The organism is Streptomyces sp. CA-250714, assembly GCF_050936705.1.
In the GTDB taxonomy this organism is placed as follows: domain Bacteria; phylum Actinomycetota; class Actinomycetes; order Streptomycetales; family Streptomycetaceae; genus Streptomyces.
Genome location: NZ_JBNJMI010000001.1, coordinates 4,138,323 through 4,163,592 on the forward strand (window position 1 = coordinate 4,138,323; position 25,270 = coordinate 4,163,592).

General features: G+C 68.9%; 24 protein-coding genes, 1 tRNA gene and 1 pseudogene. 8 read left to right on the forward strand and 18 right to left on the reverse strand.

All coding sequences use genetic code 11. The features are described 5' to 3' along the window. Positions 1-92: 92 nt before the first annotated feature. Positions 93-878 carry a glycerophosphodiester phosphodiesterase family protein gene (locus ACQEU8_RS18555; protein ID WP_433102513.1) on the reverse strand — a complete coding sequence of 262 codons (786 nt, stop codon included), beginning with the start codon at positions 876-878 and terminating at the stop codon, positions 93-95. A 651-nt stretch (positions 879-1,529) separates the two neighbouring features. On the opposite strand from ACQEU8_RS18555, the gene ACQEU8_RS18560 reads away from it, so the two are divergent. Together ACQEU8_RS18560 and ACQEU8_RS18565 are read left to right on the forward strand one after the other, a co-directional pair. After that, positions 1,530-3,179 carry a S1C family serine protease gene (locus ACQEU8_RS18560; protein WP_433101954.1) on the forward strand — a complete coding sequence of 550 codons (1,650 nt, stop codon included), beginning with the start codon at positions 1,530-1,532 and terminating at the stop codon, positions 3,177-3,179. Positions 3,180-3,221: 42 nt separating this feature from the next. Continuing rightward, a tRNA-Ser gene (locus ACQEU8_RS18565) sits at positions 3,222-3,308 on the forward strand. Between the two features lie 150 nt (positions 3,309-3,458). On the opposite strand, the gene ACQEU8_RS18570 is transcribed toward ACQEU8_RS18565, so the two are convergent. The 16 genes and pseudogenes from ACQEU8_RS18570 to ACQEU8_RS18645 all read right to left on the reverse strand — a co-directional run bounded on the left by ACQEU8_RS18570 (position 3,459) and on the right by ACQEU8_RS18645 (position 15,899). Then, complete coding sequence (locus ACQEU8_RS18570) at positions 3,459-4,901, reverse strand: tyrosine-type recombinase/integrase (protein ID WP_433101956.1); 1,443 nt, start codon at positions 4,899-4,901, stop codon at positions 3,459-3,461. Next, a complete protein-coding gene (locus tag ACQEU8_RS18575) occupies positions 4,895-5,068 on the reverse strand; it encodes a helix-turn-helix transcriptional regulator (protein ID WP_433101958.1) in 174 nt (57 codons plus the stop codon). The genes ACQEU8_RS18570 and ACQEU8_RS18575 overlap by 7 nt, the downstream gene beginning before the upstream one ends. 23 nt (positions 5,069-5,091) lie before the next feature. Next, entirely contained in the window at positions 5,092-5,352 is a 261-nt protein-coding gene (locus tag ACQEU8_RS18580) for a hypothetical protein (RefSeq protein WP_433101960.1), read from the reverse strand. Beyond that, entirely contained in the window at positions 5,342-7,378 is a 2,037-nt protein-coding gene (locus tag ACQEU8_RS18585; RefSeq protein ID WP_433101962.1) for a DUF3987 domain-containing protein, read from the reverse strand. Before ACQEU8_RS18585 ends, ACQEU8_RS18580 begins: the two co-directional genes overlap by 11 nt. A 55-nt stretch (positions 7,379-7,433) precedes the next feature. Then, positions 7,434-9,368 (reverse strand): hypothetical protein, encoded by a 1,935-nt coding sequence (locus ACQEU8_RS18590; RefSeq protein WP_433101964.1) that lies wholly within the window; start codon positions 9,366-9,368, stop codon positions 7,434-7,436. A 93-nt stretch (positions 9,369-9,461) separates the two neighbouring features. Next, on the reverse strand, positions 9,462-10,367 hold the full coding sequence (locus ACQEU8_RS18595) for a hypothetical protein (RefSeq protein WP_433101966.1): 906 nt from the start codon (positions 10,365-10,367) through the stop codon (positions 9,462-9,464). Positions 10,368-10,438: 71 nt separating this feature from the next. After that, a complete protein-coding gene (locus ACQEU8_RS18600) occupies positions 10,439-10,873 on the reverse strand; it encodes a hypothetical protein (protein ID WP_209267604.1) in 435 nt (144 codons plus the stop codon). Between the two features lie 127 nt (positions 10,874-11,000). Next, a complete protein-coding gene (locus ACQEU8_RS18605; protein WP_433101968.1) occupies positions 11,001-11,222 on the reverse strand; it encodes a hypothetical protein in 222 nt (73 codons plus the stop codon). Beyond that, positions 11,219-11,764 carry a helix-turn-helix domain-containing protein gene (locus ACQEU8_RS18610; protein WP_433101970.1) on the reverse strand — a complete coding sequence of 182 codons (546 nt, stop codon included), beginning with the start codon at positions 11,762-11,764 and terminating at the stop codon, positions 11,219-11,221. The genes ACQEU8_RS18605 and ACQEU8_RS18610 overlap by 4 nt, the downstream gene beginning before the upstream one ends. Before the next feature lie 420 nt (positions 11,765-12,184). Continuing rightward, positions 12,185-12,800: pseudogene (locus tag ACQEU8_RS18615) on the reverse strand (DUF2637 domain-containing protein); the annotation flags it as partial. 333 nt (positions 12,801-13,133) lie between these two features. After that, on the reverse strand, positions 13,134-13,331 hold the full coding sequence (locus ACQEU8_RS18620) for a hypothetical protein (protein WP_433101972.1): 198 nt from the start codon (positions 13,329-13,331) through the stop codon (positions 13,134-13,136). Between the two features lie 7 nt (positions 13,332-13,338). Then, positions 13,339-14,040 (reverse strand): GGDEF domain-containing protein, encoded by a 702-nt coding sequence (locus ACQEU8_RS18625; RefSeq protein WP_433101974.1) that lies wholly within the window; start codon positions 14,038-14,040, stop codon positions 13,339-13,341. A 115-nt stretch (positions 14,041-14,155) separates the two neighbouring features. Next, on the reverse strand, positions 14,156-14,464 hold the full coding sequence (locus tag ACQEU8_RS18630) for a hypothetical protein (protein ID WP_433101976.1): 309 nt from the start codon (positions 14,462-14,464) through the stop codon (positions 14,156-14,158). A gap of 109 nt (positions 14,465-14,573) precedes the next feature. Further along, positions 14,574-14,963, reverse strand: coding sequence for a hypothetical protein (locus ACQEU8_RS18635; protein WP_433101978.1), 390 nt, complete (start codon positions 14,961-14,963; stop codon positions 14,574-14,576). Continuing rightward, entirely contained in the window at positions 14,960-15,337 is a 378-nt protein-coding gene (locus tag ACQEU8_RS18640; RefSeq protein WP_433101980.1) for a WhiB family transcriptional regulator, read from the reverse strand. Before ACQEU8_RS18640 ends, ACQEU8_RS18635 begins: the two co-directional genes overlap by 4 nt. 172 nt (positions 15,338-15,509) lie before the next feature. After that, positions 15,510-15,899: a hypothetical protein gene (locus ACQEU8_RS18645; protein ID WP_433101982.1), complete on the reverse strand. Its 390-nt coding sequence runs from the start codon at positions 15,897-15,899 to the stop codon at positions 15,510-15,512. A gap of 277 nt (positions 15,900-16,176) precedes the next feature. Between ACQEU8_RS18645 and ACQEU8_RS18650 the strand changes: the two genes are divergently transcribed. From ACQEU8_RS18650 to ACQEU8_RS18670, 5 genes are all read left to right on the forward strand, one after another. Then, positions 16,177-16,671, forward strand: coding sequence for a GntR family transcriptional regulator (locus ACQEU8_RS18650; protein WP_433101984.1), 495 nt, complete (start codon positions 16,177-16,179; stop codon positions 16,669-16,671). 20 nt (positions 16,672-16,691) lie between these two features. Continuing rightward, complete coding sequence (locus ACQEU8_RS18655; protein ID WP_433101986.1) at positions 16,692-17,561, forward strand: DUF5919 domain-containing protein; 870 nt, start codon at positions 16,692-16,694, stop codon at positions 17,559-17,561. Next, complete coding sequence (locus tag ACQEU8_RS18660) at positions 17,558-18,358, forward strand: inositol monophosphatase family protein (protein WP_433101988.1); 801 nt, start codon at positions 17,558-17,560, stop codon at positions 18,356-18,358. Before ACQEU8_RS18655 ends, ACQEU8_RS18660 begins: the two co-directional genes overlap by 4 nt. 337 nt (positions 18,359-18,695) lie before the next feature. Continuing rightward, the gene (locus ACQEU8_RS18665; RefSeq protein WP_433101990.1) at positions 18,696-19,925 is read left to right on the forward strand and encodes a hypothetical protein; all 1,230 of its coding nucleotides are present in this window, start codon (positions 18,696-18,698) and stop codon (positions 19,923-19,925) included. Positions 19,926-22,612: 2,687 nt separating this feature from the next. Beyond that, positions 22,613-23,200 (forward strand): TIGR03086 family metal-binding protein, encoded by a 588-nt coding sequence (locus ACQEU8_RS18670; RefSeq protein WP_433101992.1) that lies wholly within the window; start codon positions 22,613-22,615, stop codon positions 23,198-23,200. A 332-nt stretch (positions 23,201-23,532) separates the two neighbouring features. Here the strand turns inward: ACQEU8_RS18670 and ACQEU8_RS18675 are convergent, their stop codons facing one another. After that, complete coding sequence (locus tag ACQEU8_RS18675) at positions 23,533-24,471, reverse strand: bifunctional DNA primase/polymerase (RefSeq protein WP_433101994.1); 939 nt, start codon at positions 24,469-24,471, stop codon at positions 23,533-23,535. Between the two features lie 423 nt (positions 24,472-24,894). On the opposite strand from ACQEU8_RS18675, the gene ACQEU8_RS18680 reads away from it, so the two are divergent. After that, the gene (locus ACQEU8_RS18680; RefSeq protein WP_433101996.1) at positions 24,895-25,176 is read left to right on the forward strand and encodes a hypothetical protein; all 282 of its coding nucleotides are present in this window, start codon (positions 24,895-24,897) and stop codon (positions 25,174-25,176) included. Positions 25,177-25,270 lie beyond the last annotated feature (94 nt).

The window sequence follows — 25,270 nt, forward strand, 5'->3', positions numbered from 1 at the left end:
GAAACCGGCCACTCCTGGTCTCTTGACGCACTCGCGTGTCTGCAATAAGTGCCGAGTGCGCCGGTGCACTCCGTCTGCCTGGGCCTTCCGCCTCAGCCGGCCCGGTCGCCGTGGAGGCGGGCGCGGACCTGGCGGGGGCGGTTGGTGATGATCGCGTCGACACCGAGCCGTACGCACAGATCGACGTCCCGTGGCTCGTCGACCGTCCACACATGCACCTCGTTGCCCGCGCGGTGCGCCCGTGCCACGTACTCCGGGTGGGCGCGCAGGATACGGATGCTCGGACCGGCGATGCGCACACCGTGCGGCAGTCGGCCGTCCCGGTGCCGGGGGAGCAGGAACTGCATGAGAAAGACTGTCGGAATGTGCGGCGCAGCTGTGCGGATGCGCTGCAAGGAGCGCGCCGAGAAGCTCATGACGCGCACTGGGGTGCGCAGCCGGTGCCGGTCCAGGAGCTCCAGCAGCCGCTCCTCGACCTGACCGGCCCAGCGGGTGGGGTGTTTGGTCTCGATGGCCAGTTCGACGGGGCGGGGAGCTTCGGCGACCAGGGTGAGCAGGCGGTCGAGGGTGAGGACGGAAGTGAGCTCGGGGTCCGTCCTCCAGGCGCGGCCGTCGGTCCCGTCGGTGTCCAGCGCCGAGTCCGGTGACTCGTACGGGTCGGCGTGCCGGTTCTTCCACGAGCCGAAGTCGAGCGCGGCCAGATCGGCGAGCTCCAGGGCCGAGACTGCGCCGCGCCCGTTGGAGGTGCGGTTGATCCTGCGGTCGTGGACGCAGACAAGATGTCCGTCAGCGGTGAGCCGTACGTCGCACTCCAGGCCGTCGGCGCCTTCCTCGATGGCGCGGCGGTAGGCCGCCAGCGTGTGCTCGGGCGCCGCCATGGAGGCACCGCGGTGGGCGACGACGGACGGGGGGCCCGCGAGACGGTGGCGCGGCCGGGCGTCGATCTCGTTGCTCACCGGGTTATCGTGCCATCGGGCCGGACGAGCACGCTGTGCAGGGCTCTGCGGAAGACATCGGGCCGGAGGGGACCCGGCAGCGTTCGGGCAGGCGTTCCGGCGGGACCTCCGGGTCGCTGGCGGGATCCCCGGGGCGTCGGCGGAAGCTCCAGGTCGCCGGCGGGACCTTCAGGTCCTTCCGGGCCAGGGGGCTTTGGCGGCGTTCGGGGCCGGGGCCCTTGGCGGAGGGTCGGCTTCCGGGTGGTGGCCGAGGTCGCCGAGGGGCGGTTCGGGCCGGGCACGCCTACGCTGGTTGCTGTGATCACGGAGTACGCGTGTGCGAGCGGTGGGTGGTGTGGGTGACGCCGCCCCGCTGTCGGTCCGTGCGCGCCCGACAGCGGTTGGGGAAGCCTCGACGGCAGCCGGGACACCCAGGTGTTCTGTCCGGTTCTGCCCCGATGTGAAGAAGGGGGTACGGACGCTCAGCAACGGTTTACGCCCGTCTGACGTGTGATGGGAAAAGCTGTTCACGGATACCCGCGTACGTGACCACACCCAGCCCTGCGATGTCGTGTACCTGATGAGGAGTGAGTTGTGAGCACCGAGAACGAGGGCGCTGCCGTGACGCCTGCGGCGGGGCCGGGTCCCACGCCCCCGGCGCCGGCCCAGGCCCCGTCCACCGGCGCCCCGACGAGCCGCGAGGACGGCGACTTCTCGCTGCCCTCCCCCGACTCTTCCGCCTCCGGTTCGGCCACCGACGCCACTGCTGCCACCGCCACGTCCGCGGCCACGCCCGCCGACGCGGCCACCCCCGCGGACCGTACGCGGAACAGTCCGGACGTCCAGGACACGGTCGTATCGGCGAACGAGCCCATGGGAGAGACGCTGGTGCAGTCGCAGCAGGGGGGCACCGGCGCCGGTCCCGGTGACGGTGGTGCAGGGCAGTCCGGCGGCTGGGGCCAGGGCGGCGCGAGCGGTCAGACGCCTCCGCCGCCTCCGCCCCCGTACGGCGGCGGTCCCGGTGGCCCGCCAGGTCCGGGCGGTCCGGGTGATGGCGGCGTGCCGCCGCACGACCCCTGGGCGATGCCTTCCGGCCCGCTCGGCCCGGAGCCGGGCGGCGGTAAGCGGCGTGGCGGTCTGCTCGTCGGCGTCCTCGTCGCCGCGCTCGTCGCGGGCGGCATCGGCGGCGGGATCGGCTTCTGGGCGGCCGACCGCAACGCGAACGGCGACACCACCACCATCAGCTCCTCCGCCGACCCGAAGAAGCTGAACCGCTCGCCCAAATCGGTCGCGGGCATAGCCGACAGGGCGCTGCCGAGCGTCGTGACGATCCGGTCCTCCGGGGGCGGCGAGGAGGGCACGGGCACGGGATTCGTCTTCGACAAGGAAGGCCACATCCTCACCAACAACCACGTGGTCGCCAATGGCGCGCAGGGCGGCAAGCTGACCGCGACGTTCTCCGACGGCAAGAAGTACGACGCGCACGTCGTCGGCAAGGCGCAGGGCTACGACGTCGCCGTACTCAAGCTCAGCGGCGTCGGCGACCGGAAGCTGGAGCCGCTGCCGATCGCCAACTCCAACGAGGTGGCGGTCGGCGACGCGACGATCGCCATCGGTGCTCCGTTCGGCCTCTCGGGCACCGTCACGACCGGCATCGTCAGCGCGAAGAACCGCCCGGTGGCCTCCAGCGACGGGCAGGGCAGCCAGGCGTCGTACATGAGCGCCCTCCAGACCGACGCCTCGATCAACCCTGGCAACTCGGGCGGACCACTGCTGAACGCCCAGGGCGCGGTCGTCGGTGTCAACTCGGCCATTCAGCCGGGCGGCGGTGGCGGAGGCGGCGGTCTGGAAGGCGGCCAGTCCGGCAGCGTCGGCCTGGGCTTCGCAATCCCCTCCAACCAGGCCAAGCGCGTGGCGGAGCAGCTCATCAAGACCGGCCAGCCGGTGTACCCGGTGATCGGCGCGACCGTCGAACTGGGCGGCGGCGGCAAGGGCGCCACCATCTCCAACACCGGCGAGGGCGGTTCCGATCCGGTCACCTCGGGCGGCCCGGCCGACAAGGCGGGCCTCAAGCCCGGCGACGTCATCACCAAGCTCGACGACACATTGATCGACAGCGGCCCCACCCTCATCGGCACCATCTGGACCCACCAGCCGGGCGAAAAGGTCCAGATCACCTACGAGCGCGACGGCGAACAGAAGACCGTCGAGCTCACCCTCGGCTCCCGCAAGGGCGACGACTGACCACGCGCTAGGCTGTCCCCGCGTCGTCCACCGACGACGCGGGGAGGCGTGCCCGAGCGGCCGAAGGGAGCGGTCTTGAAAACCGTAGAGGTGGCAACACCTCCGTGGGTTCAAATCCCACCGCCTCCGCACTGGCGGTAAAGCCGCAGGTGAAAGGGGTGCCGCGCACTGCGCGGCACCCCTTCGTCATTCGAACAATCTCACGATTTCTCGCCGGAGTCTCAGCTGCGCTCAGGCTGTCTCCCCCAGGTGTGCCCCAGGGGGAGCGGCAGTCTGCGGCTATTCGTCCTGGCCAGGTGACTGTTCGTCCTCGTCGGGTTGTGACGGAAGCTCGCCCAGGGCTTTGTCGATCAGTTCGTTCGAGTGGTCCTGTCGGCCGGTGAGGATCTTCGCGTAGACGCGGTAGAGGACGGCGAGACTGTGGCCGGCCCTTCGGGCTACCTCCGTCGGCTCAACTCCTGCCGTGATCCACAAGGACACCCCGGCGTGACGCAGGGAGTACGGGACTTCAGCGAGTGGCGTTTCGGCGTCCTCCGGGCTGAGGACTTTGTGCCGGGCCTTGTGCCAGACCTCGCAGTATTCAGTCGAGCGGACACGTCCGCCGCGGGCGGCGCGGAAGAGACGGCCGTCATCTGCGGTGCCATAGGTGTCGAGGTGTGCTCGGAGCAAGGCGACCAGTACAGGAGGGATGGGCACCGGACGGGTTGTCTTTCGCGCGCGCCGCTTCAGGCCGCGTTCGTCGTACGGCTTTCCTGCGTCGGTCCAGCCCGTACTGACCTCTGGTGAACTGCTGTCCAGGATGAGAGTGCCCCATCCCTTCTTGGGGAGACGGCAGTCCTTTTCCTTGAGCTGGCTGATTTCAGCGGGGCGCATAGCGGCGTAGTAGAGGCAGCCGAAATACGCGTGCAGGTGAGCGCCGCGGGCACCCTGGCGAGCTGCCTCGCGTATGAGTGCGCTGGCGAGCTTGGGGCCAGGGACGTAGCGGAAGTCGACTTCGTCGTCGGTCTGCGGAGCCTGCCAGTCGACGCGCTTGAGCGGGTTGATCCCTTCGATCAGCTCCCGTTCGAGGGCGTAGTTGTAGGTGCTGTTGAGCACCATGCGCTTTCGGCGGGCGGTGTTCTCGGCTGCCTGCTCGCCGTTGAGCTTCGTGGAAACGGCGTTGAGAGCCTTACGTACGGCTTCCGGCCGAGCAGCCTCCTCTATGGTCAGTGAGTTCTGCGACACCCACGTCAACGCTCGCGTAATCCTTGGCGGTGGCTCCTCCGAGCGATGGCGGGGAACCAGTTCGTCCTCGTCGTTGCGCACCATGCGGAATGTCCACTGGAACAGGGCTTGTCGGATATCGCTCCGGGACGGGGCGGTCGGTCCGCTGGTCGGCTGCTTGAGGAGCGCTGGGGTCACCGTCGCCAGGGCGTCCGCGATGCCGGCTCGGTGCTTCGCTGCGGCACGCGGCCACTTCATGAGGACGTAGGCACATGCGTGTTCGTACCAGGTGACCACATCTTTGGCGCGGAGCTCCGATACGGGCAGCCCTTCTTCGGTGTCGAACTGCTCGCCGCGCCGGGCGGCTGCCATGAGTTCGGATTTGCGTCCCTCTGCCTGCGGCTTGAGCTGGTAGCTCTTCGAGTGACGGTTGCCGCCGACGACCCAGCGCACGCGGTAGGGCGAGCGGCGATCGGGGCGGTGCTCGATCTCGTAGAACTTCACGTCATACGTCAGCAATCGCGGTTCTCCTCGCACGAATCCAGCCAGGCGTCGACGTCAGCGCGGCGGAAGCGAAGCTGACCGTTGGGGAGCTTTCTGCACTTCGGGGCTTTGCCACGAGCGCGCCATCGGTAGAAGGCGGCTTTGGAGATTCCGATTTCATCGAGCACTTCGGGGAGTTTCATCAGGGGCTCTTTGGCCAAGGTGATCAGTCCCTTTCGGGGGCGCGGTGGGGTGGGCAGTCGTACGTCCAGGTGCCGGCCGAGGGAGGCGGGGCGCGGACCGTCAGCAGCGTCAGCAGAATTCGGCGACCTGCGGTTTCGGTGTGCTGACGGATGTCAGCAGCCGTCAGCAGCGTCAGCGGTATTCGGCGGTACTGCTGACAGCGCTGACATGTGCTGACGAGGTGCTTACGGGCGTTGGTCCTGGTCAGCGGATTGTGCTGACGGTGCTGACGACTACCGGGCATGATCGCCGTCCGTCGGTGTCTGCAAGCCGGGGTGGACGCGGTAAGTCACGGAGGAGGGGTGTCCGACGCGGCCGGTTCTCGCTGGCTCTTCGGCCTTCAGATAGCCGTGAGCTTCGAGCAGCTGGAGCGCGGGATCGACCTGGGCGACGGTGCGAAAGCGGCGGGAAGCGGCGACGGCGTCGCGCCGTTTGAAGGCACGGCGGTAGGTGCCGTCCGTCTTGGGGCGGCCGAGCCAGTCGAGGATGGTGCGGGCGTCCTCGGTAGCCGGGTCGGAGCCGATGAGGTCGAAGACGGCCAGGGCGTGCTCGGTGTAGTACCGGGTGATCTCGGTTGCTCGCTGAACTGTGCCGACCGCTACGGGGTCACCCCAGCCGTCAGTGAGGCGTTCGGCGAGGTGGAGCAGGCACGCGACGCGGGCGGTGGTGCCCACGAGCTTTCCCGCCCAGTCCTGGAGGTGTTCGAGCCGGTGGTCCGGGCGCATCTGCACTTCGACCTCGGCCTGGAGCGCTTCGACCGCCTGGTCGGCGTGCGCGTCCATGGCCACGGCGACCGACTCCGGCAAGGTCAAGAGGGTTCGCAAAAGCGCGTCGAGTCGTGCGGCGTAGGTGCTGGAGACCTGTTCCGGTACCGGTGCCGTGCGGGTCTTGCGGTAGCCGAGGTTGGAGGGCGGCAGAGCGTAGAGGAATCGCGCGAGCAGGCCGCGATCGCGTGCCCCGTGAGCTTCGCCGAGGTCCTGGAGGACGGAGGGCTGAGGGGTGACGCCGATTGTCAGGGCGGGCCGGTCGGTGGAGGGCTGTTCACGGGTGATGCGGTCCGTCTCCAGACGTTCGCCCTTGTGAGCTTTGAGGAAGACGCCGAGATTCGGTCGGGCGCTGTAGCGGCCGGCGATGATGTCGAACAGGTCGCCTTCGGGGGACAGGACGGCGAGGCTGCGGTGCACGGCGAGCTGGTGGGTGAGCGGTTCAGGGGTGACGTCCCCGGAGACGGTCAGGCGGGGTTTCGGCGGCACCACGATGTCCTCGGCGAGCATGCGGGCTGCTGAGGCTTCGGCGACGAGTGCGGCGGGGTCGCCGCCGTCAGCCTTGCGGGCCTTGGCCATGAGGGCGTCCGCTTCGGCTTCGGCAGCTTCCTTGGCCGTCTCAGCCTCGACACGGGCGGCTCGGGTCTCGTCCTGGAGCTGCCTTTCAACCTCGTAGATCGGCGCCGTCATGGCCGCGAACACGTCTGACTTCCGGGACGCGGGCGGCATGGCGCAGACGAGGTAGAGGTTGGACTGCTCGACCCAACCGGGGCGGATCTGGATGTGAACGCGTCCGCCAGCTGCTGTCGAGAGGGCAGCGAGCGCCATGGTGGCGGCCATGTCGGGCGGGGTCTGGGTGAACTCGGCGACAGCGGCGACGTGCTCGCCGACCCACGCAGGAAGAGCGTCGACAGGGAAGCTGGGGAGCGGGGCGGTCGTGCCGAGTGGCACGGGGGCGGGCCAGCGCTCGGCGGTGCGCAGGGCGGAAAGTTCGGCTGCCGCATCGGCGGCGATGCTGGCGCTGTCGCCGACACCCGAGCGGACGCGGCTGGAGGCACGGGTGCTGGCCTCGATGATGCGCCGTTCGTCGGCCTTCTCGGCGACGATCTCGGCGTAGTAGTCGGCGTTCGCCGCGGTGGGGACGGCTTGGACGAGGCGGTGGAGGTAGGCGGCGCCGCCAACACGGTTCAGGTCGCCGGTCTTGCTCAGGTGGTGGGTCAGCAGGATGGGGTCGACGGCGTGGCCCTGCTCATGCATGGCCACGAGCGCGGTGTGAATGGTGGCGTGCGCGGGCCGGTAGTAGTCCTCGGGGCCGATGCGGCTGGTGACCTCGGCGATGACCGCGGTCTGCGTGCGGTTGGGGCCGGGGAGCAGCATGGCGCCGAGCACGGCCTGTTCGGCCTCCAGGTCGTGAGGCATGGCCGTCGTATCGATGGCGTCTGTCTCGTCGGCATGGGAGTGGAGCGGTCGGACGTTGTCGGCGGCTGGGTGGGGCTGCTGGTTCACGTACGGGCCTTCCGCGAGGCGGGTGACGGAGGGGACGGGCAGGGGAAGCGGCAGATCAAGCGGCGGCCTCGGAAGTCGACTCGTTGTCGTCGGCGGTGTTGATTGCCGCGACCCATACGCCGTGCCGCACCTTGACGGCGCGGCCTTCCTCGCCGAGACGGCGCAACGACTGGCTGACGGTGGGCAGCGGGAGATCGAGCGCCTGGGCGACGACGCCGGTGCGGACCGGTTCGCCGCGCCGGGTCAGGTAGTCGTGCACGGTGTCGATGGCGCTGGCGTCGGCCGGGACCACCGGAGACATGGCGGCTGCCGCGGGCTGCTCTTCCTCGGTCGGTTCAGGCTCGCTCCAGGCGTCGTCACGCCGATGGCGCCACGTCGCGTAGTCCTTGCCGGCCGTTTTGATGCCCTCTTCGCACAGCGTGGTGGTCTCGCCGGTGACGGCCCAGTCGTACGGGTCCTCCACGTAGAAGGTGCGCAGTACGGAAGAGCGGGACTGTGGCCCGAGGCTGTAGGCGAGTCCGGATGTGGTCGAGCCGTCGGGGAACTCGCGCGGGAGGGCGTGCGGGTCGGCCGGGATGGCGCCGTTGAAGGCGACCTGACCGGAGAGCCGGTTGGCGGTGCGCAGGACGACGACGTTGCCCGCTGCGACCATGTCGCGCAGCGTCTGGGAGTTGCCGAGCTGGGACAGCAGCGGCACCTGTGTGACGAGCCGGAGCTTGATGCCGCACTTGCGGGCCATCTTCGCCAGATCCTCGGCGATCTTCACGCATTCCGGGTCGGCGAGGATGGCGTGCGCCTCATCGATCGTCACGCACAGGAGCGGCAGTTCCAGGGTCGGCGTGAACGATGCCTTGCCGCGGCGCTGACGGCCCTTCTCGTCCGTCCAGACCATGCGGGCGAGCAGCCGGTTACGGCGGTACATCTCGCGCTGCGCTGCCTTCAGCAGCTTCTTGCCCTCGGCGACGCTGTCGGCGAACCAGTCGACCGCGTCCTGCCAGTCCGGTAGCGACTGCCCGCGCTGCGGGTCGATCACCCAGGACACCATGAGCGGGCTGTGCCGTTCGTAAGCCAGGAGCTGGTCGAGCAGCCGGGACTTGCCCGCGTCAGTGGTGCCGGCGATGAGGTCGTGCACTGGGCCTGAGCCGGGTCGCCAGAACCGGTACGGGACATGGCCGCTGTCCGCATAGACGCCGATCGGCGCGACACCTGTTTCGTGGTCGAGCAGATGCGGGCCGGGCCACAGGTGGACTGCCTGAAGCGGGTTGCTGCGGTAGAGGGAAAGTTGGGCCTTGTCGTTGGCGCCGTCGCGTGTTGCCTCGATGACGACGTTGGACGGCGGAACGCCGAAGGCGGAGGCAACGCGGCCGGTGGCGGAGACGGCCTGTGCGGTCTCCAGCTCGCCAGGCGGGAGATTGATGATCGCGCGGGAGCTGTTGGCGTCGGCGACCTGCTCGAAGTCGCTCAGCCACGAGCCGGTGAGCGCACCCTTTTCGTGGGCGACGCGGCTTTCCCACAGCTCCAGCTCGGCCGAGAGGTCGCCGTGGTCGCGTATGCGGTGGTGCCACCACCACGGGACTCCAGTCGCCAGCAGCCACACCAGCAGCAGGCCGGGCATGGGCGGGGTAAGGCCGCCGCGCGCCGCCATGGCGAACAACAGGGCGCCCGCCGTGCCGGCAGCAGCGATGGCGTACACGCGCTTTGCCGGACGCAGCTGCTTGTCCATGCGACGACGCCGGCGCAGCCACCATGCGACGCCTGCCGCCAAGGCGCCGTCGAGCAGCAGCGCCGTCTTCCAGCCGTCGACAGTGGCGCCGCATGCGGCGCCCAGGGTGCCGAGGCTGACGGCCGCATGTACGGGCACCAGCGGACGCCGGTACCGCCAGAGGAAGCGCACCGTGCCACGGCTGGAGCGGAAGAGGACGCGGGCGGTTGCTACGGCAGTAGCGAGCTTGGAGCGGCGGATAACAACACGAGGGTGGCGGCGCAGCATGCGGGCTCGTGCTCCTTGCGTGGGGCGGTCGGGGGGAGGGGTGTTGGCGGGTAGGTGGCCGGCCGACCTCAGTCGGCCGGCAACCTCTGGGCATCAGCCGGAGACGTAGAACTCCTTCTTCGCTCCGCCGTTGGGAATGGAGGCGTATGCCTCGGCGAGCGCCTGGTGCATCTGCTGGACGTGCTGGGCAGTGGCCATGGCGCCGCTGGCGCGGCTGTCGGCGGCGACGGCGCGAGCGTTGGCGGCTTCCAGTCGGGCGCTGGCTGTGTCGGCCAGAGAGCTGATCCTGCCGAGCGTTTCCTGATCCAACTCCAGTTCGGTCAGGGAGCCGACCATCAGGTCGATGCGTTCGGCGTCCTCGCGGGCGCGCTGGGCGTCGGCCTGGGCGTCCTCCAGCTCGGCCTGGGCCTCGACGGCGATGGAGTTCAGCTCGGCGAGGAGCTGTTCGTAGCTGTGAACTTCGCCGCCGGTGGCAGTGTTGATCGACACGGTGGAACCTCCAGAGGTATTCGTTCGGTTGTGGGTGGGCCCGCCGCGCTGAGGGGCGGCGGGGGACTTCGGGGTGTCGGTCGCGCCGGATTTGGGAGAGGGCTGAGGCACGTTCGGCTGCTGCTCGGGCGGGGTCGGAGCGCTGTTCTGGCCCTTGGCGTCCTGCTGCGTCGGCGAGTTGTCGGCTGCGCCGTTCTTGCGTGTGTCGGCCCAGCGACGGGCGCGCTCCATGCCCTTGGGCCAGCCGGCCCGTACGCCGTCGACAAAGCCGCGGGCGACGAGGAACCCGCCGACGGCGACGGTCGCGGCGCCCGACGCGACCTTGACGCCGGTGCTGGCGCTGCGCGGCGCAGGGCCTCCTCCGCGGGCGGCCTGCTTGCGCCGGTTCAGGGCGGCCTGGTGCCTACGGTCGCGCCTTGCCCGGTAGTTGTCCCGGACACTGCTCGTCGCGTTGCTGACGCCGTCGCCGACGGCCCAGCAGACCGCGAGAAGGACGATGACGATTCCCATGGGGCCTCACCTCCAAGTGGGTTGAGGAGTTGGGTAAGTGAGTGAGGAAAGTGCGTGCGCTTGTGCACGGGTCAGAAGAGGAAGCTGCCGAGAGCGCCAAATGCGCTGGCCACAGCGCCGACGGCGCCCATGACGATCGCTCCGGCAGTGCCAGGGATGGATACCCCGGCGACGGGCACCACCGCGGCGCAGGCGAGGGTGCGGTTGTTGATCGACTTGTGGAACAGGTCGAAGCCGACGACAGCGGCCGTCACCAGGCCGATGAGGCCGACGGCGGTGGCGCCGGTGTAGCGGCCGATGATCGTGCTGAGCGACGAGTCGGCCCAGCCGACGGCGGTGCGCAGCCAGCCGCCCACCGGCGTCCCGACGATGCCGACGACGCCGGCGAGTACGAGCAGCGTGGTCAGGCGAGGCGCCTTGCGCCGTCCGACCGTTCGCAGCAGTCCCGCGGCAATGAGGCAGAGGACAGCAACAGTTACGGAGATCGATGCAGCGAAGAAGGACACTGACTTCCCCTCCTTTCAAGATCAACTCTTGTGACGTTCTGTGATGGTGGATTCGCGCGCGCCTGCGCGCGTCTCCGCGTTGGCGTGCGCGGACCTGTGAATACGGGCGTGAATTTCACGCGAGTGCTCACGCAGCGTGCTCGTGGGTGAAGTGATGAGCCCAGGCTTCGAGGTCGTCGGCAATGCGCTGCCACGCCTGCTCGCGCTCGGACTCGGGCAGGTGCGCCAGGCGAGCACGCACGTGATCGAAGGCGACGGCGGCTTGCTCGGCGGCGGTTGTTGCCGCAGCTCGCTTGGCCGCGTAGTGCGCTGCCTCGCGCTGCTTCCTGGCCTTCTGCCGACGGCTCATCGGGTCTCCCCCTCGCCGCCCTCGATGACCGGCGCATGCGGGCCGCCGTCGGCCTGGCGGTGGCTTTCTGGCGTCTTCGACCACTCACCGAACCGAGACCGGTAGGCGAGGCCGTCGGCAGCCAGCCAGTGCAGTGCCGAGCGGGTTGTGCTCCGCGGCAGTCCCAGGCCGCGGGCGGCCTCACTGACTCGTACGGGACCCCGGGCACTCAGGAAGCCGTGCACCTGCTCACGCACGGATGCGGGCACCGCCCAGCCCGGCAGCTCGCCCAAGCCGGGACGCAGGCGCGCGGCCGGGCAGCTGAACAGAAGGAAGGCGACGCGTTCGACGCCCAGCGACGCCAGTCCGAGCAGCGCCAGACCGGGTGCGTCCGCGGGGTCGTACGTAGGCGAGTCACCGAAGGCTGCGGAGAGGGCCAGGGCGCCGAACCAGGCGGCGCCTACGAAGGAGACGATTCGGGTGATGTCGGCGAGCACGTCCAGTGCGTTCGCGGCCACCACACGAGGTGTGTGCCAGCGGCTGTAGCGGATCGAGTCGGTCACGGCAGGTACCTCACTTGTCTGCGTGCTTGCGGGCGTTGGTGGTGTTCAGCAGGTCCTCAGCCGCCAGCAGTTGCTTGGCCTTCGATTGGCGGCAGCCCAGAACATCGGCGGCCTGGCGGATCGAGCCGGGCGGCCGGCCCTCGGCGGCGAGCTGTCGCAGCAGTGCGCGGCGTTCGTCGTCGGTGGCGGGTTTTCCGGCCGTGGTCGCTGCGCCCGTGCTGGGACGGGTGGACGCGCGCGGGGTGCGGGTCCGGGAGGCTCGGGGTGCGGTCCGCTTTGGTGCGTCCGGCTGGTTGCTGGATGCAGTGGAGCGGGGTGCGTCCGGGGAGGCAGGGATGCACTCGGCGTCGGGTGCGTCCGTGTGTGGAGGGATGCGGTCGGGTTCGGGCGCGTCCGGGCTCTGGACGCATGCGACCGCGTCGGCGACAGGGAGGCCGTACCGGGCGAGCCTGAGCGGCAGTACCGCGTCAGTGGGTGCGTGGCGGCGCCATGTTCTTCCGTACTGGGCGCGCAACCGCTCCCGGTAGACGGCCCAGTCCTGGGCGATGGTGACTGCCTCTTCGTAAGAGCGCAGCTCCCAAAGCTTCATGCGGCGCCACAGCCGGAAGGTGGACGGCGGGGCGAGCAGCCAGCGCGCCAGTCGTACGCCCTCCATGTGCTTGTCGGCCGTGATGTCGGCGACGCGTCCGACGGCGTGCCGCGCTGCCTCCACGCTGACGATGAACAGGAGCGGGATGACGCTGTGCATCCCGACGCCGAGCGGGTCCGGCCAGGCAGCGGCTGCGTTGAACGCAACCGTTGCGCCGGTCAGCAGCCAGGCCGCTTGGCGCAGCAGGGGAAAGGCGATGCGCAGCCACGTCAGCAGCAGATCGAGCGCGAGGAGTACGACGATTCCGGCGTCGATACCGATGGGGAAGTACGGCGCGAAGCCGCCGAACCCCTGGCGCACGGCCAGGTCGCGCACTGCCTTGTACGAGCCGGCGAAGCCGATCGCGGCAATCACGAGTGCGCCGAGGACGACAACGCCGATCAGCAGCCAGCGTGCTTTGGTCCCTGGCGGGTTGGGGGCCGCGGGTTCGCCTCGGTCGCTCGGGGACTCTGTGTTGGCTGATGCGGGTGTCTCGGGAGCGTGCTGCTGAGTCGGCGCCGAGGGCCTTTTTTGCGGGCTGTCCTCGACGGGGCGGTTCGAGCGGACGGGTTCGACCAACGGCGTGCCATCGGCGGCGACCAGGCCGCCGACAGCGGGCACCGTGCGCTCGGCGCCGTTGGCGTGGTTGAGAAGGAAGTGGGACACGATCAACTCCGGGGAGGAGGCACGGGAAGGGACGCTGTCGGCCGCACCAGGCGCTCGGCAGAGCGGCGGCGGGCCCTAGGCGGTCTTGTGCCGGTGGTCGGCGATCAGCAGCGCGAGCCAGTGCGCGTTGTTGGTCTGGCCTGCGTACGAGCCGTCCGGCGCCCAGGTGTGCCACCACAGCGAGGGCCAGCCCAGGAACTGCTCGACGGTCAGTGCGATCACGTAGCCGTCCAGCTCGCCGACCTCGACAGGCAGACCAATCGGCGTACGCATGCGCACCTCACTCACCGCCCGTCTCGGAGGTGGAGCCGAGGGCGTGAGCCGTGGCGCTGGCCTGCTCTCCGAGGGGGATGGCGCCGCGTCGGCCCGCACGGCGGCCGTTCACGGTGGCGTACTGGGAGCCGTCGTTGTTGCTGAGCAGCCAGCCGCCGCCGTGGCGCTTGATCTTGTACATGGCCTCGTCCGCCAGTCGCAGCAGCCGCGAAAGGTCAGCGGGCGCGGCTGGCTCGTGCAAGACGGCCCCCAGAGATGCCCCCAGGCGCAACTCGTGCCCCTCGAAGGGCAACGGCGCACGCAACTCGCGATGCCAGCCCTCCAGCAGCGAGGTCAGAGCGGTCGTGCCGGATATCGGCACGACTGCTGCGAACTCGTCACCGCCCAGTCGGGCGACCAGCCCGCCGCAACTGTCCCTGCCAGCACGGCCAAGAACCTGCCCAGCCGCACGGATCGCTTCATCGCCAGCTGCGTGCCCCCAGGTGTCGTTGACGGCCTTGAAGCCGTCCAGGTCGACCACGACGACAGCGCACGGCCTCATCTGGGCGGTCAGCATGCGGGCGGCCTGCTGCTCGAAGGCGTCGCGTCGCAGCAGCCCTGTCAGCGGGTCCTTGTTCGCGGTGGCCAGTCGCCGCCGCATCCACAGGGTGTGCAGGCCCCAACCAGACAGGGGCAGTGCTGCGCTCGCTGCACTGATCAGCGCGCTCATGCGGGCCTCCTCTCGTGCGCCGGGTGGCAGGTGTGCGAGCGAACGGCGCGACGGCCGGCCTTCTGCTTGCGGTACGTCCGGTGCCAACCGCACAGCGGACAGCGGGTCCTGGCGCTCATGCGATGCGCCTCCCACTGGTCAGCGCGGTGAGACCGGATGCATGGCCGTCGTCGGCGACGTCGGCAGAGGCGCCGAGGAAGTTCAGGGCCGCGTCGGTCACGTACGGGGAGAACTCGGGGAGCTGCCCGAGCTGTTCGAGGGTGTCGATAAGGACGGCGAGCGGCAGGGCCTGGCCGTCGTAGTGCGCGCAGACGGCAGCACGGGCGGCGGCCAGCAGCTCGGCGTGATCGTGGCGCAGAGCGGCCAGCTCGCGGCGCTGCTCAGCCAGCGCTCGGGTCAGGGAGTGCTTCGTCGGGGTCGACATAGGTGGCTGGAACCTCCGAACAGAGGGCCGTCGGGCCTGCGGCCAGGACGCAGCAGCGGCAGTGGGCAGCAAGGCCCGACGGCACAGAGGAAGAGGAAGAGAGAGGGGCTCAGCGGCGGTGCTTACGGCTGCCGGAGACGGGGATGTCCAGCCCGGCCATGGAGCGCAGCACCAGCGCGCAGACCATGACCGACACCGCGGTCGTAGCAACGGCAAGCGCGACCATGGCCACGGACAGGAGCAGCGCGACCAGGACCGAGCCGACGACCAGCGCGCCGGCGACGCCGACTGCGACGGTTCCGGGCGACAGCGCGAGGCGGCGGCCGGGGCCGGAAGACGGTGCCTGGGAATCGCAGGCGCAGGCGTGGCCCGTGTAGTGGGGCGCGACCTGGCCTGTCTGACGCGCCGGTGCCAGGGAAGCGTGCTGGCGACCGAAAGCATCCGTCAGCACGTACGTCGGGTTGGTGGGCGAACCTTGGGGCCTCGTCGGCTCGTTCATGCCGCCTCCCCCTTTCGCTTCGACCTGGCACCGCGGGTCAGTTCGCTGCGCTCGTCGGCTGTCAGTCCGCCGAAGATGCCGAACCGTTCGCCGTTGGCCAGCGCCCGCTCCAGGCACCGAGCGCGGACGGGACAGAAGCGGCAGATCTCCTTGGCGGCCCTGATCTCCTCGTTGCCCTCGGAAAAGAACAGATCCGTGGGCATGTCCTTGCATGCCGCGTCGGCGTTCACGGTCGGGTCGACTCCCGGTATCGGGGTGTCGCCACGACCGCGGCGGCTCGGACGCTGGTAGCGGGGCTTGTCCGTCAGGACGTGGGGACGCGTGGTTCCTCGTAGCGAGAGGTAGGACGCGTGGCGGACGGGACGGAAAGTCATCAGCGCACCTCCGCACGCTCGGTTCGCGGCCCAGGAGTCCAGGTGTGTCCGCAGGAACCGCACACCTCCCGAGCCGCGGTACGGCACCGCGATACGGATGTGCTCGCCTGGCACCGCGGACACCGCGCGCTCGCGCACGTCGGGCGTGCGTCGTATGCCGGCTTCGTCGCCATCACGCCGCCTCCCCAACACTCGGGCGGCAAGTGTCAGTGGGCGACGTGCAAGCAAAGACGCTGATCTCCACGCCCTGCCAGTTCGCGTCACCGCTGAAGTGACACCCCAGGTCGTTGTCGTCGTACTGGTGTGCCACCGGCTCACCACCGCCGAACGCGGTCAAGATCTGTGCTACAGCGGGGAACTTGTCCTCCGGAGCGGCCCAGGAGGCGACCTGGAGGGTCACGCCGGGGCCGCCGAGATGGGGCCGGTAGGCGTGCACGTCCACCGTGACCGGTGGCAGGTCAGCCATCGCGGACAGTCGTTCGGCAACCAGCAGCATCGTCTCGGGGACAGTGCGCCGGCTCGGCGTTTGTCCCGTGACGACGCCGGTACGCTCGTCGAGCATCGTTGGACTCCTTTGACGAGGAATTTCGGTGCAGCCCCGGTGGGCCGGGTTGGGAGTGGCCGCTCCCGTTCGGCCGACATCACCGGGGCTTTTTGCATGCATGGGTCGTCCCGGTCGGTCTCACCCGGGCTCAACCTCATGCACTAGGTTCCACCTGGTGCATGAGGTTGTCAAGCGACTCTGCGCCCCCGGATTTCACCTTCGCTGTGTGCTGCGGCGGCGGTGTGCTGGACTAGGTGCGGCTGCTTCAGCCAGATGCATGCAGAAGGAGGACACCTTGGCCGAGACCAGCGCGGGCCCCGCCTATCGGCTGCTCGCGGAGCGTCTGCGCAGGCAGATCGCCGATGGCGACTTGCCTGTCGGCTCGGCGCTTCCGTCGGCGAGAGAGCTGATCAAGCAGTACGGCGGCTCCACCACCGTGGTCCGGGACGCCCTCAAGATCCTCCGCGAAGAAGGGCTGATCTACGGCCACCCGGGCAAGGCCGTGTACGTCCAGGCCACTCCGGAAGAGGCCGCGTCGGATCGCGCCTCCCTGGAGGAAGTCGCGCACGGACTGAGTGAGGTTCGGGAACAGCTCACGTCCGTGGGGAGTGCGGCGGCGGACATCGCCGAGGTGAAGAAGGAGCTGGCTGAGCTGCGCCGGTCGGTGGCTGTCCTCCAGTCGCAGCTCATCGAGCTGTACGGGCGTGTGGGGCAGCCGTACCCGCACGACAAAGCACCGATCAAGGACCAGGCGGCAGCACCGGCGCGCAAACGAGCCGTCGGCGGCTGACGCTGTGGGAGGGGGAGAACTTGCGGGAGCCTGACAACGGGTCGGCGGAAGTGGTGTCACTGCATGGCCGGACCGCCTACAAGCCGGACCTGTCCCAGCTCGCTCGCAACCAGCTCGCTGCCGCTCGCGCGGCCCGGGGCCTCTCGGTAGAGGAGTTCGCCGAGCTGTTGTCCGCGATGCTGGACTGGCATGTCAGCCCGGAGGCATTGGAGTCCTGGGAGGGGGTGACGACCCCTCCCGGGGACGTCCTGGTCGCAGCCGACATCATCGGCCGGCAGCGTGGGCCGCAGCTCGGCGGCGCAGACGGCGACGGGAGTCAGGACGCACTGGCCCAGTTGGTCGGCAACCAGTTCGCGGATCTCACGGGTGTCTACGTCAGCCGCTCGGAGTTCCAGGCGAAGGTCCCCGCGTCGGACATCTTCGATAGCGCGACAGACATCCGGATGTGCGGCCTATCGCTCAACCTGCTCTGTCAGGCGTACTCCGGCTCACGGCTCAAGGAGATCGTTCAGGCCGGTACGCGCCTCCAGGCGCTCTTCCTCAAGCCCAACGGACGGTACATAGCCGATCGAGAGCGAGAAGAGGGCTACCCCGAAGGGCAGCTTTCGGCCTTGACGGCGCTGAACATGGCGATCCTCGAAGAGCGCGTCGTTGGCGAGCTTCCTGAAGAAGCAGCCGGACGTGTGGAGATCGGCGTTTACGACGAGCCGATCCGGTTCAATCTCACCCTGATCGACAAGCAGATGTGCGTCGCCCAGCCGTATCTTCCCGAGACGCGGGGTGTCGATTCGCCGGTCTTCCTGGTGCGCAAGCGTCGAGCAGTCGGTGGCCTCTATTCGACCTTTGACCAGATCTTCACCAGCATGTGGGAAAGGCGGACCACCGAATGACCGACCTCGCCGCGCTTCTCGAAGTCGCCGGCCGCGCCGTCGACCAGGCCGCCGAGCTGGTGACCACCATGTCGCTCGGAAAGGTCACCGCGAAGGGGGACCGGGACACCGTCTCGGAGATCGACCTCGCGGTCGAAGAGAAGCTGCGGGGCTTCTTGCTCGCCGAGACACCGGAGATCGGCTTTCTCGGAGAGGAGCACGGCGCCAGCAACGAGGCTGGGGGCAGGCTTACTTGGTCCCTGGACCCGGTCGACGGCACGGCGAACCTGGTCAACGGCATGCCGCTGTGCGGGGTATCGCTGGGATTGGTCGAAGGGAACCGCTCGGTGCTGGGCGTGATCGACCTGCCGTTCCTGGGCGAGCGCTACCGGGCGGCCGAAGGCCAGGGTGCCTTCCGCGGCGAGGAGCCGATCTCGCCTCGCCGCACTACGGCACTGAAGGACGCCATCGTCGCCGTCGGCGACTACGCCGTCGGCCACAACGCGGAGAACCGCAACGCCCCCCGCCTCGCGCTGACCAACCTCCTGGCCACCCGCGCCATGCGCGTCCGCATGCTCGGCTCCGCAGCAACCGACCTCGCCTGGGTCGCCGCAGGCCGCCTTGATGCCTCAATCGCCCTGAGCAATCACCCATGGGATACGGCAGCGGGTACGGCAATCGCCAGGGAGGCCGGCGCCAGAGTGATGGACTGGGACGGGACACCGCACACGGCAGCGTCGAGCGCGACAGTGGTGTGTTGCCCGGGAATTGCAGAGGAATTGGCGCGGATTGTGAAGACGGCGTACGACTTCGGCTGAGACTGCCCGACAGATGCTTCAGCAACGAAATGCTACCCGGCGAAGTAATCTACAGGTAAATAGTTAGTGAGTCCTAAGCGACCCAGGGGGTGGGGAATTGCCGGAGGAAGGAAATAGGCACTCGCGGCAGGGGCCAATCGCTACCGTCCAAGCGAGAGCCATAAGGGCTTGGGTCGCATCACACCCCGAGTCTGATATCCCGAAAAACCTGAGAGAGATCCTCGCTTTTTGGCTTGAAGAGCGAAAAACTGAAATATCGAGCGTTCCTGACGTACGAATTTCCCGCCTCTCTGTCGCGTCTCTAAGATGCGCAACCAGGGTCGACAGTATCCCTCAATTGTCAGTTGAAGAATCCCTTGTTGTCAAAGACGCGGTTCAGCGTGCCTACTGGTCGGTGTATTCTCGCAGTAGCTGGGATTCCGCAGTAAAGGATTTACTGAGTCGCCATGCGCGCCTGATTATTGTAGTTGGCGTGCTGCTGTGGGTTCCTACCGCCTACGCTCTCGAATCCTTGTTCGGAAAGATTGAGATTTTCGATGAACAAGTATTGAAGGTTCTGTCAGGTGGGCATTACTTCTTATTTCTTGCCCTACTTTTAGCGGTGTTAATTTGTTACGCAAGGGTCTTTGTGATGCTCCTGCGTGTGTCCTATTGGGCCGCAGTGGCTTGGCGGATTGCCGTGGGCGTCTCTTGCGTTCTTTTGTTTATCCTCCCTGAGTGGATGAGTGCAGTCACCGATCAGGTTCGACGGAACACCGTGTGGGTGTCGGGCGTCCTCACATCGGATGAGCTATTTTGGGGGGCTTTAGTTGAGCAAGCGGCCAAGCTGATCGTATTCGGTACCGCCTTTGTCAGTGCTCAGGAAATTGGTCGGGCGGCCTCTCGTCGTTTCGGCCACAAAGAGCCTCGTGGTGTGATTCCTTCCGCTCGAATATTGCTTGAGCTTCTTGATCTGGCCGAAATTTCACAACGTGCTTATGGTGGATCCTTTGTGGTCGGTGAGCGCCAGCTTTCTCCGTCATATGGTTTTCGACCGTACGTGGCGAGCCCTCAACGAGTGATGCTGGTGGCCAGCTTGCTCCGAATCGAGCGAATAGCTCAGACAAGCTGGAAAAGAGAACTGAAAACAGGAGACAGGGAAAGTGATGTCGCGGTAATAAACAACGCTGAAGGTATAGCCGAATCTGCGCGTAGGTGGAGGGCAGTAGCCGCGCGAGGCGGTGATGACTTAGCGGACATGCGCAGCAACTTCGCGCGCGCCTTGGTGGATGTTGCCCAAGGGCGATGGTCTAGCTTGGCATCGGAGGTATCACCTCGGGACCTCACGAGCCGACGGATTCTTCGTGTGATACGGAGAGCCCTGGCCCTTGGATTCATGGCTGCTTCCGTACTGCTTATCGTGGTGAAGCCCTACGGCGTCTTGGGCGGCGCTCCGCAGCCTGCTATTGACTCCTTGCTTCTAGTGTTGGCCGGAACGATCTGTTTGGTTATAGATCCAGGTATCGGTCAACGGGTGGGCGCGGCTGCGAACTTGATGGGTCACTTCTCTGGAAAGAGTTCAAAGTAGTTATCGCTGTACAAGGAAAATGTGCTTAAACAGCGTTACAGGGCAAAGTTGCGCGTGCGTTTGGGTAGCTTGGCCGAGTTGGAGCCGAAGAGGTTTCGTTGTACTACGAGACCGTAAGTCTGGGGCGGGCTGCCCCCACACGTCCCCCACGCGCCATCCTGCGCCCCTCTGAGCCACCGTCCACGCAGGTCAACGCATCGCACGCCCATGCGCCGTGACCCTCTTGAAAACCGTAGAGGTGGCAACACCTCCGTGGGTTCAAATCCCACCGCCTCCGCGCGGCTAGAAAGAGTGCAGGTCAGAGGGTGTTCTCCCGGGGAGGAGGAACACCCTCTGCGCATGCGTGTCTCACCCTGTCTCGCCCGTATGCCACCGCTGACCAGCCTGTGTGGGCTATACGCGGGCCAGGGTTTTGGTTACTCCTCGCTCTCCAGCGCACGCGCGGTCAGCCGGTTTGCCCGCCCCTCGCCGTCCCGGACCTCGACAGGGTCGACCCCTGTTTGATCCATAGCGAGATGCCCGCGCGCCTCAGGGAGTACGGGTCGTCAGCGAAGGGGCGTCTTCCGCGAGCAGCCCAGAACAGCCGACCGTCGGGAGCAGTGCCGTACTTCTTCATGTGGGCCCGGAGCATCCGTACCAACGTGGGTGGGATGGGAACGGGGCGGGTTGCACCGCGAGCGTGACTCTTGAGCCCTCGTCCGTCGTATGGCTTCCCGCTGTCTGTGGGCTAAGGGCGGGCCACCAGGCGCGTCCAGCGGCTACGCCGGGCGAAACTCGCAGAAGCAGAAAGCTTGTTGTCGCTTCGGCCGCATCGCTCTACCGGACCGCTTTGCAGCCGGTGCACGCCCGCACTGCCCGTCAGAGGGTGCGATCCCGCCGTTCATTGCGCGAGGGGGAGCGCGCAGAAGGGTGACGGTGGATTTGGCGCTACTGAGGCGCGGTACGGAATGGTGTGCACATAAGCACACGAATGTGACGCGTTGTTGTGACCCAGATGAGGTGATCACCGTGGCTGGTGACCAGTCAGCGGGCAGAGCCTGACACCGCGTCGGCGGCCGGGGCGGGCGCAGGGCGGTTGCGGTCGGTGCGGCGGTGGGCGTGGCGGCGAGTGTCTTGGGCGCTCAGCCCTGGACCGCGTCACCGGCGCAGGCCGCGAATGGGCAGTGGTTCGCCAAGACCGGCAAGTCGACCTGGGTCGTTCCGGATGGGGTCACTGAGATTACCGTCGCCGTCTGGGGTGGCGGCGGTGCCGGCGGCGGGGCCGGTGGTGGCGGCGGTGGTGGTGACCAGCAGACGGGCGGGGGCACGGGCCCCCGCGGTGGTGGCGGTGGCGGAGGCGGAGGAGGGGGCGCGGGATCCGGTGGTGGCGGGGGCGCAAGCGGCGCGTTCGTCCAATGCAAGGCCAAGGTCGAACCCAAGCAGAAGCTCACCGTGGAGGTTGGCGCTGGCGGCAAGGGCGGCGCTCCTGGTGCCGGCGGTCAAGGCGGTGCCCTCGGGGAGGGCGGAGGGCGCCGTTCCGACGGCGCGTCCGGCAAGGACAGCACCGCAGGCAAGGCCGCCGGTGAGAAGGCCACGGGCGGTGGGACGTCCGGTGTGTCGAGAGGCTCGGCGGGCAGTATCGGGGGCGCCGTCGGTGGTGGCCCTGGGAACGGCGGCAATGGCGGTTCGGCGGCCAGTGGTGGCGGGGGCGGTGGCGGATACAGCGGGTTTGTGGCGAAGGGGAGCGGCGGGAAGGGCGGCAGTGGTGGCGCCGGCGGGCGCGGGGCCCCCGGCGCGACCAAGCCGAACCCACCCATTCTCGAGAACAATCAGTTTGGCTGCGACGGCACCAGGATGGCGTCCGCGAACGTCGGCAAAGGCTCCAGCAGTGACAACAAAGGCGCGGCCGGGCAAGCAGGCAAGCGCGGGAGCGATGGTGGCAACGTCAACGCTGCCATCGGAGGAGGGCCCGGCCCAGGCGGCAGCGGCACCGCCGGCGGAGCCGGCGGAAAGGCGAAGTCGGTCGACAACGGCATCACCCTCGGCACCGGCGGCACCGGCGGCAGGGGTGGCAACGACGGCCCACCCGGCTCCGGTCGCCGACGCCATCAAGGGCGCAGGTGGCGACGGCGGACCGACGTATGGTCAGTCAGGCAGGGCAGGTCACCCCGGGAGCAGCGGGCAAGCCGGGGCCGACGGCAGCAACGGCGCGGTCTACATCACGTGGTAAGGGTCCATGAGACCGCGGAGCCGTCACCCCGCCGCTCGCTCTCCTGCGCGATGAGCCGCGGCAACGGCACCTGATCCGCCCCCTGTTCAGCACGCCAAGGGCCGCCCGAGCGCGCCGCGGTCAGTGTTTTGGCCGGGCGGAGGCGTCCGTCATCCCATGGGGATCACGCAGGGCAGCCATTGCTGGCGCATCGAGAGCTGGCTTGCGCTGCCGACACCCGTACGGCGGAATTCCTGCGGTGCTCCCTTCCCGGGTGACGGGCGGGGAACGGGCCGTCGGTCGATGAGTTCCGGCATGCCGGATGGTCGGTATCCACGGAGGCTGTTGTGCACGGGCCCAATGGGCTGCTTGTACGTGCAGCAGCGGCAGTGAGGTGTCTGCGGATCGGGAGGCGAGCGACATGGTGGACGGTGCGAACAGTGCGCCAGGACCGGGGCCGGCCGCGGAGGCGGGGCCGGGGGCGGGAGGGGGTGCGGTCGTGCCTGTCGATCTGCGGCCCGCGGCACGCCGTACGGCCGCGCTGGTGACCCGGGTGGAGGATGCCCAACTCGGCGACCCCACCCCCTGCACCGAGTTCGCCGTACGCGACCTGCTGCGGCATATCGGCGAGCTCGCCGTCGGCCTTCAGTACACGGCCCGCAAGGAGGTGGGAGACGGCACGGCCTCCGCACCGGGCAGTGTGGGGGATCAGACCCTCCCGGACGACTGGCGTGAGCGGCTGCCGCACGATCTGGCGGATCTGGCGGTCGCCTGGTCGGCGCCGGGGGCGTGGACAGGCAGTACCCAGGCGGGCGGGGTCACGCTGACCGGTACGGAGGGCGGGCTGGTCACGCTGGACGAGCTCGTTGTGCACGGCTGGGACCTGGCGCGGGCCACCGGTCAGGAGTACCAGGTGGACGAGCTGAGCCTGCGCGCCGTCCATGACTTCCTGGCGGGGGCCTTGAGCGAGGACGGGGAGCAGGGAATCTTCGGTCCGGTCGTCCACGTCGGCGAGGACGCTCCCCTGCTCGACCAGGTCGTGGCCCTGACCGGCCGCGACCCCGGGTGGCGCCCACCGGGTAAGTGACCGACGGCGGCGTGCCGGACGGCCTCCCCCTACCCCGCGGCGTACGGGAGACGGCCCACCTCACCCACGGTGGAACGACGGGCCTCAGCCCGCCGCGTACCCGATGTCCCCCACCCCGCCGCGTACTGGACGGCCGGCCTCACCCCACGGCGCCCCGGACGGGCCTCACCCCGTTGCGTACCGGACGGCCTCCCCCAACCCGTCGCGTACCGAACGGCCTCCCTGAGCCCACGGCGCACGGGACGGCCCTCACCCGTCGTGTATCGGACGGCCCCTCACCCCGCCGCGTACCGAACGGCCTCCCTCACCCTGCGGCATACCGGACGGTCCCCTCACCCCGCCACATACCTGCCCGCGCGCTGCGCCGCAGAGGCGACGGTTGAGCGGGCTTCGCGCTCCGGTAGCCCGAGTGCGAGGGCGGCCTGCACCAGGGGCTCCGCGAGGCTGTCGCCGCGGCCGCTCTCGTAGGCACGGCAGGCGGCCCAGAACAGCCGTGCGTTGCGCTGGCCCACCGGTGCGGCCCGTACGAAGCGCACCAGCGCCCCTCCGTCCGCAACACCTCGCCGGCCCGCCCCGGCCGTAGCGCCGTCACGCGTCGGGGGCGGCAGCAGCAGGGCCAGCAGCGGCGGTGGTACGGGGGCGGGCGGCCGGGTCGCCGATCCGGGGGCGAGCCGGTAGGTGCCGCGTACGGTGACGGAGCCGGGGCCCACGAGGTAGCCGCCGGTGCCGCGGACGTCGATGCCCGGGGCCAGCCGTCCCGCCGAGTTGGGGACCGCGACATCCGCCGGGCCGCGCAGCCACAGGTGGAGGCCGCCGCTCGGGGTGAGCACGGTGGTGGTCGCCGGGACGGTGAAGCCGTGTGCGGCGGCGAGCCGGTGCAGTGCGCGGAGCGGGTCGGTGCCGTGCTTCACGTCGAGGTCGAGCCCGACGAGGTGCAGCGGGGGCCGCCCGCAGGCGATTCCGTAGCCGGTCGCCCACGGCGCCGCCGCGAAGAGGGCACGTACCCGGTCGGGGTCGGATGACGCGTCGTACACGCCGTGACCGAGCAGTCCGCACTCGCCGTGGCAGGGTCGTTCCGGGGCCGCCATGGGGCCGTTCGGGTGACGGGGAGGGGGGTGGCCCGGGGTGGCGGGGGAGCGTGGCGCGGCGCTCGGCGAACCGTTTGCGCGGTGCGGCGAGCGCAGGGCGGGGAGTTTCGTACGGGACAGCGGCAGCACAGCGAGTCCCCGTTCGGCGGCGGCCAGCGCGTGCGCGAGAGCGAGGGAGCCCATCTCCCCAGATTCGTACGGGATTTCGAGGTCGAAAAGCCCTCGATCGCACGTTGTTGCCCGTATCGCACATGGAGCCGGATGCGGCCGCCTGTGGAGCGATCGGCGGGCTGTCCGCGTCGGCTGCTCTCCGGTGTGCCCTGACGTGTCCTTACGTGCTCTTCCCTCCGCCGGTGCGACGGCGGGGAGCCGGGGAGCGGGGGCGGAAAGGGTGGTGTTGGGGGCGTACGGGGGGTTTATCGATACGTCGTCATACGTGCGGGGGAAAGGGGCCGTCCGGGCGAATTCGCCCCGAGGGGCCTGGGCAACTCTGGACCCGCGACGTCGTAAGCGAGCCGAGGGGAATCGAGCCAACTGCCCTCGGCCGCAGCACACTTCCGGTGCAGCGCCCTCGTGGCGCAGCTTTCCGTTCCTGGAGGAATGAACATGGCACGCATCCGTACCGCCCGCGTCATCGCGGCCGCCGCCGCCCTTCCATTCGCCCTCGCCGCCTTGTCCGGCGTGGCCCAGGCGGACAACGGCTCCCTCGCGGACGACGGATCCAACTCCAACGCGAGTTCCAACGCCCAGGTGCAGGGCGCGGTGGGCAACGGGAACAACACCAACAACGCCAACAACGCCACCGTCAACGGCAACGGTGCTGTCGTGAACCAGGAGAACGAGACGCACAACGAGACCGCCAACGTCGTCTTCCGCAATCTGTGGTGACGGACTGACGGGCCGCCCGGTTCTGGGACGCCGGGCGCGCTCATGGGGATGGGGCTGAGGCCGCGCGTCCGCGATTCCGTCGCGGGCGCGCGGT

What these genes read in the sequence shown, in the direction of transcription:
- ACQEU8_RS18555 (WP_433102513.1), bottom strand. Translation starts at nt 878, where the DNA reads ATGGCGGCGCCCGAGCACACGCTGGCGGCCTACCGCCGCGCCATCGAG.
- ACQEU8_RS18575 (WP_433101958.1), bottom strand. Translation starts at nt 5,068, where the DNA reads ATGAAACTCCCCGAAGTGCTCGATGAAATCGGAATCTCCAAAGCCGCC.
- ACQEU8_RS18580 (WP_433101960.1), bottom strand. Translation starts at nt 5,352, where the DNA reads ATGCCCGGTAGTCGTCAGCACCGTCAGCACAATCCGCTGACCAGGACC.
- ACQEU8_RS18590 (WP_433101964.1), bottom strand. Translation starts at nt 9,368, where the DNA reads ATGCTGCGCCGCCACCCTCGTGTTGTTATCCGCCGCTCCAAGCTCGCT.
- ACQEU8_RS18595 (WP_433101966.1), bottom strand. Translation starts at nt 10,367, where the DNA reads ATGGGAATCGTCATCGTCCTTCTCGCGGTCTGCTGGGCCGTCGGCGAC.
- ACQEU8_RS18605 (WP_433101968.1), bottom strand. Translation starts at nt 11,222, where the DNA reads ATGAGCCGTCGGCAGAAGGCCAGGAAGCAGCGCGAGGCAGCGCACTAC.
- ACQEU8_RS18620 (WP_433101972.1), bottom strand. Translation starts at nt 13,331, where the DNA reads ATGCGTACGCCGATTGGTCTGCCTGTCGAGGTCGGCGAGCTGGACGGC.
- ACQEU8_RS18625 (WP_433101974.1), bottom strand. Translation starts at nt 14,040, where the DNA reads ATGAGCGCGCTGATCAGTGCAGCGAGCGCAGCACTGCCCCTGTCTGGT.
- ACQEU8_RS18630 (WP_433101976.1), bottom strand. Translation starts at nt 14,464, where the DNA reads ATGTCGACCCCGACGAAGCACTCCCTGACCCGAGCGCTGGCTGAGCAG.
- ACQEU8_RS18635 (WP_433101978.1), bottom strand. Translation starts at nt 14,963, where the DNA reads ATGAACGAGCCGACGAGGCCCCAAGGTTCGCCCACCAACCCGACGTAC.
- ACQEU8_RS18640 (WP_433101980.1), bottom strand. Translation starts at nt 15,337, where the DNA reads ATGACTTTCCGTCCCGTCCGCCACGCGTCCTACCTCTCGCTACGAGGA.
- ACQEU8_RS18645 (WP_433101982.1), bottom strand. Translation starts at nt 15,899, where the DNA reads ATGCTCGACGAGCGTACCGGCGTCGTCACGGGACAAACGCCGAGCCGG.
- ACQEU8_RS18660 (WP_433101988.1), top strand. Translation starts at nt 17,558, where the DNA reads ATGACCGACCTCGCCGCGCTTCTCGAAGTCGCCGGCCGCGCCGTCGAC.
- ACQEU8_RS18675 (WP_433101994.1), bottom strand. Translation starts at nt 24,471, where the DNA reads ATGGGCTCCCTCGCTCTCGCGCACGCGCTGGCCGCCGCCGAACGGGGA.
- ACQEU8_RS18680 (WP_433101996.1), top strand. Translation starts at nt 24,895, where the DNA reads ATGGCACGCATCCGTACCGCCCGCGTCATCGCGGCCGCCGCCGCCCTT.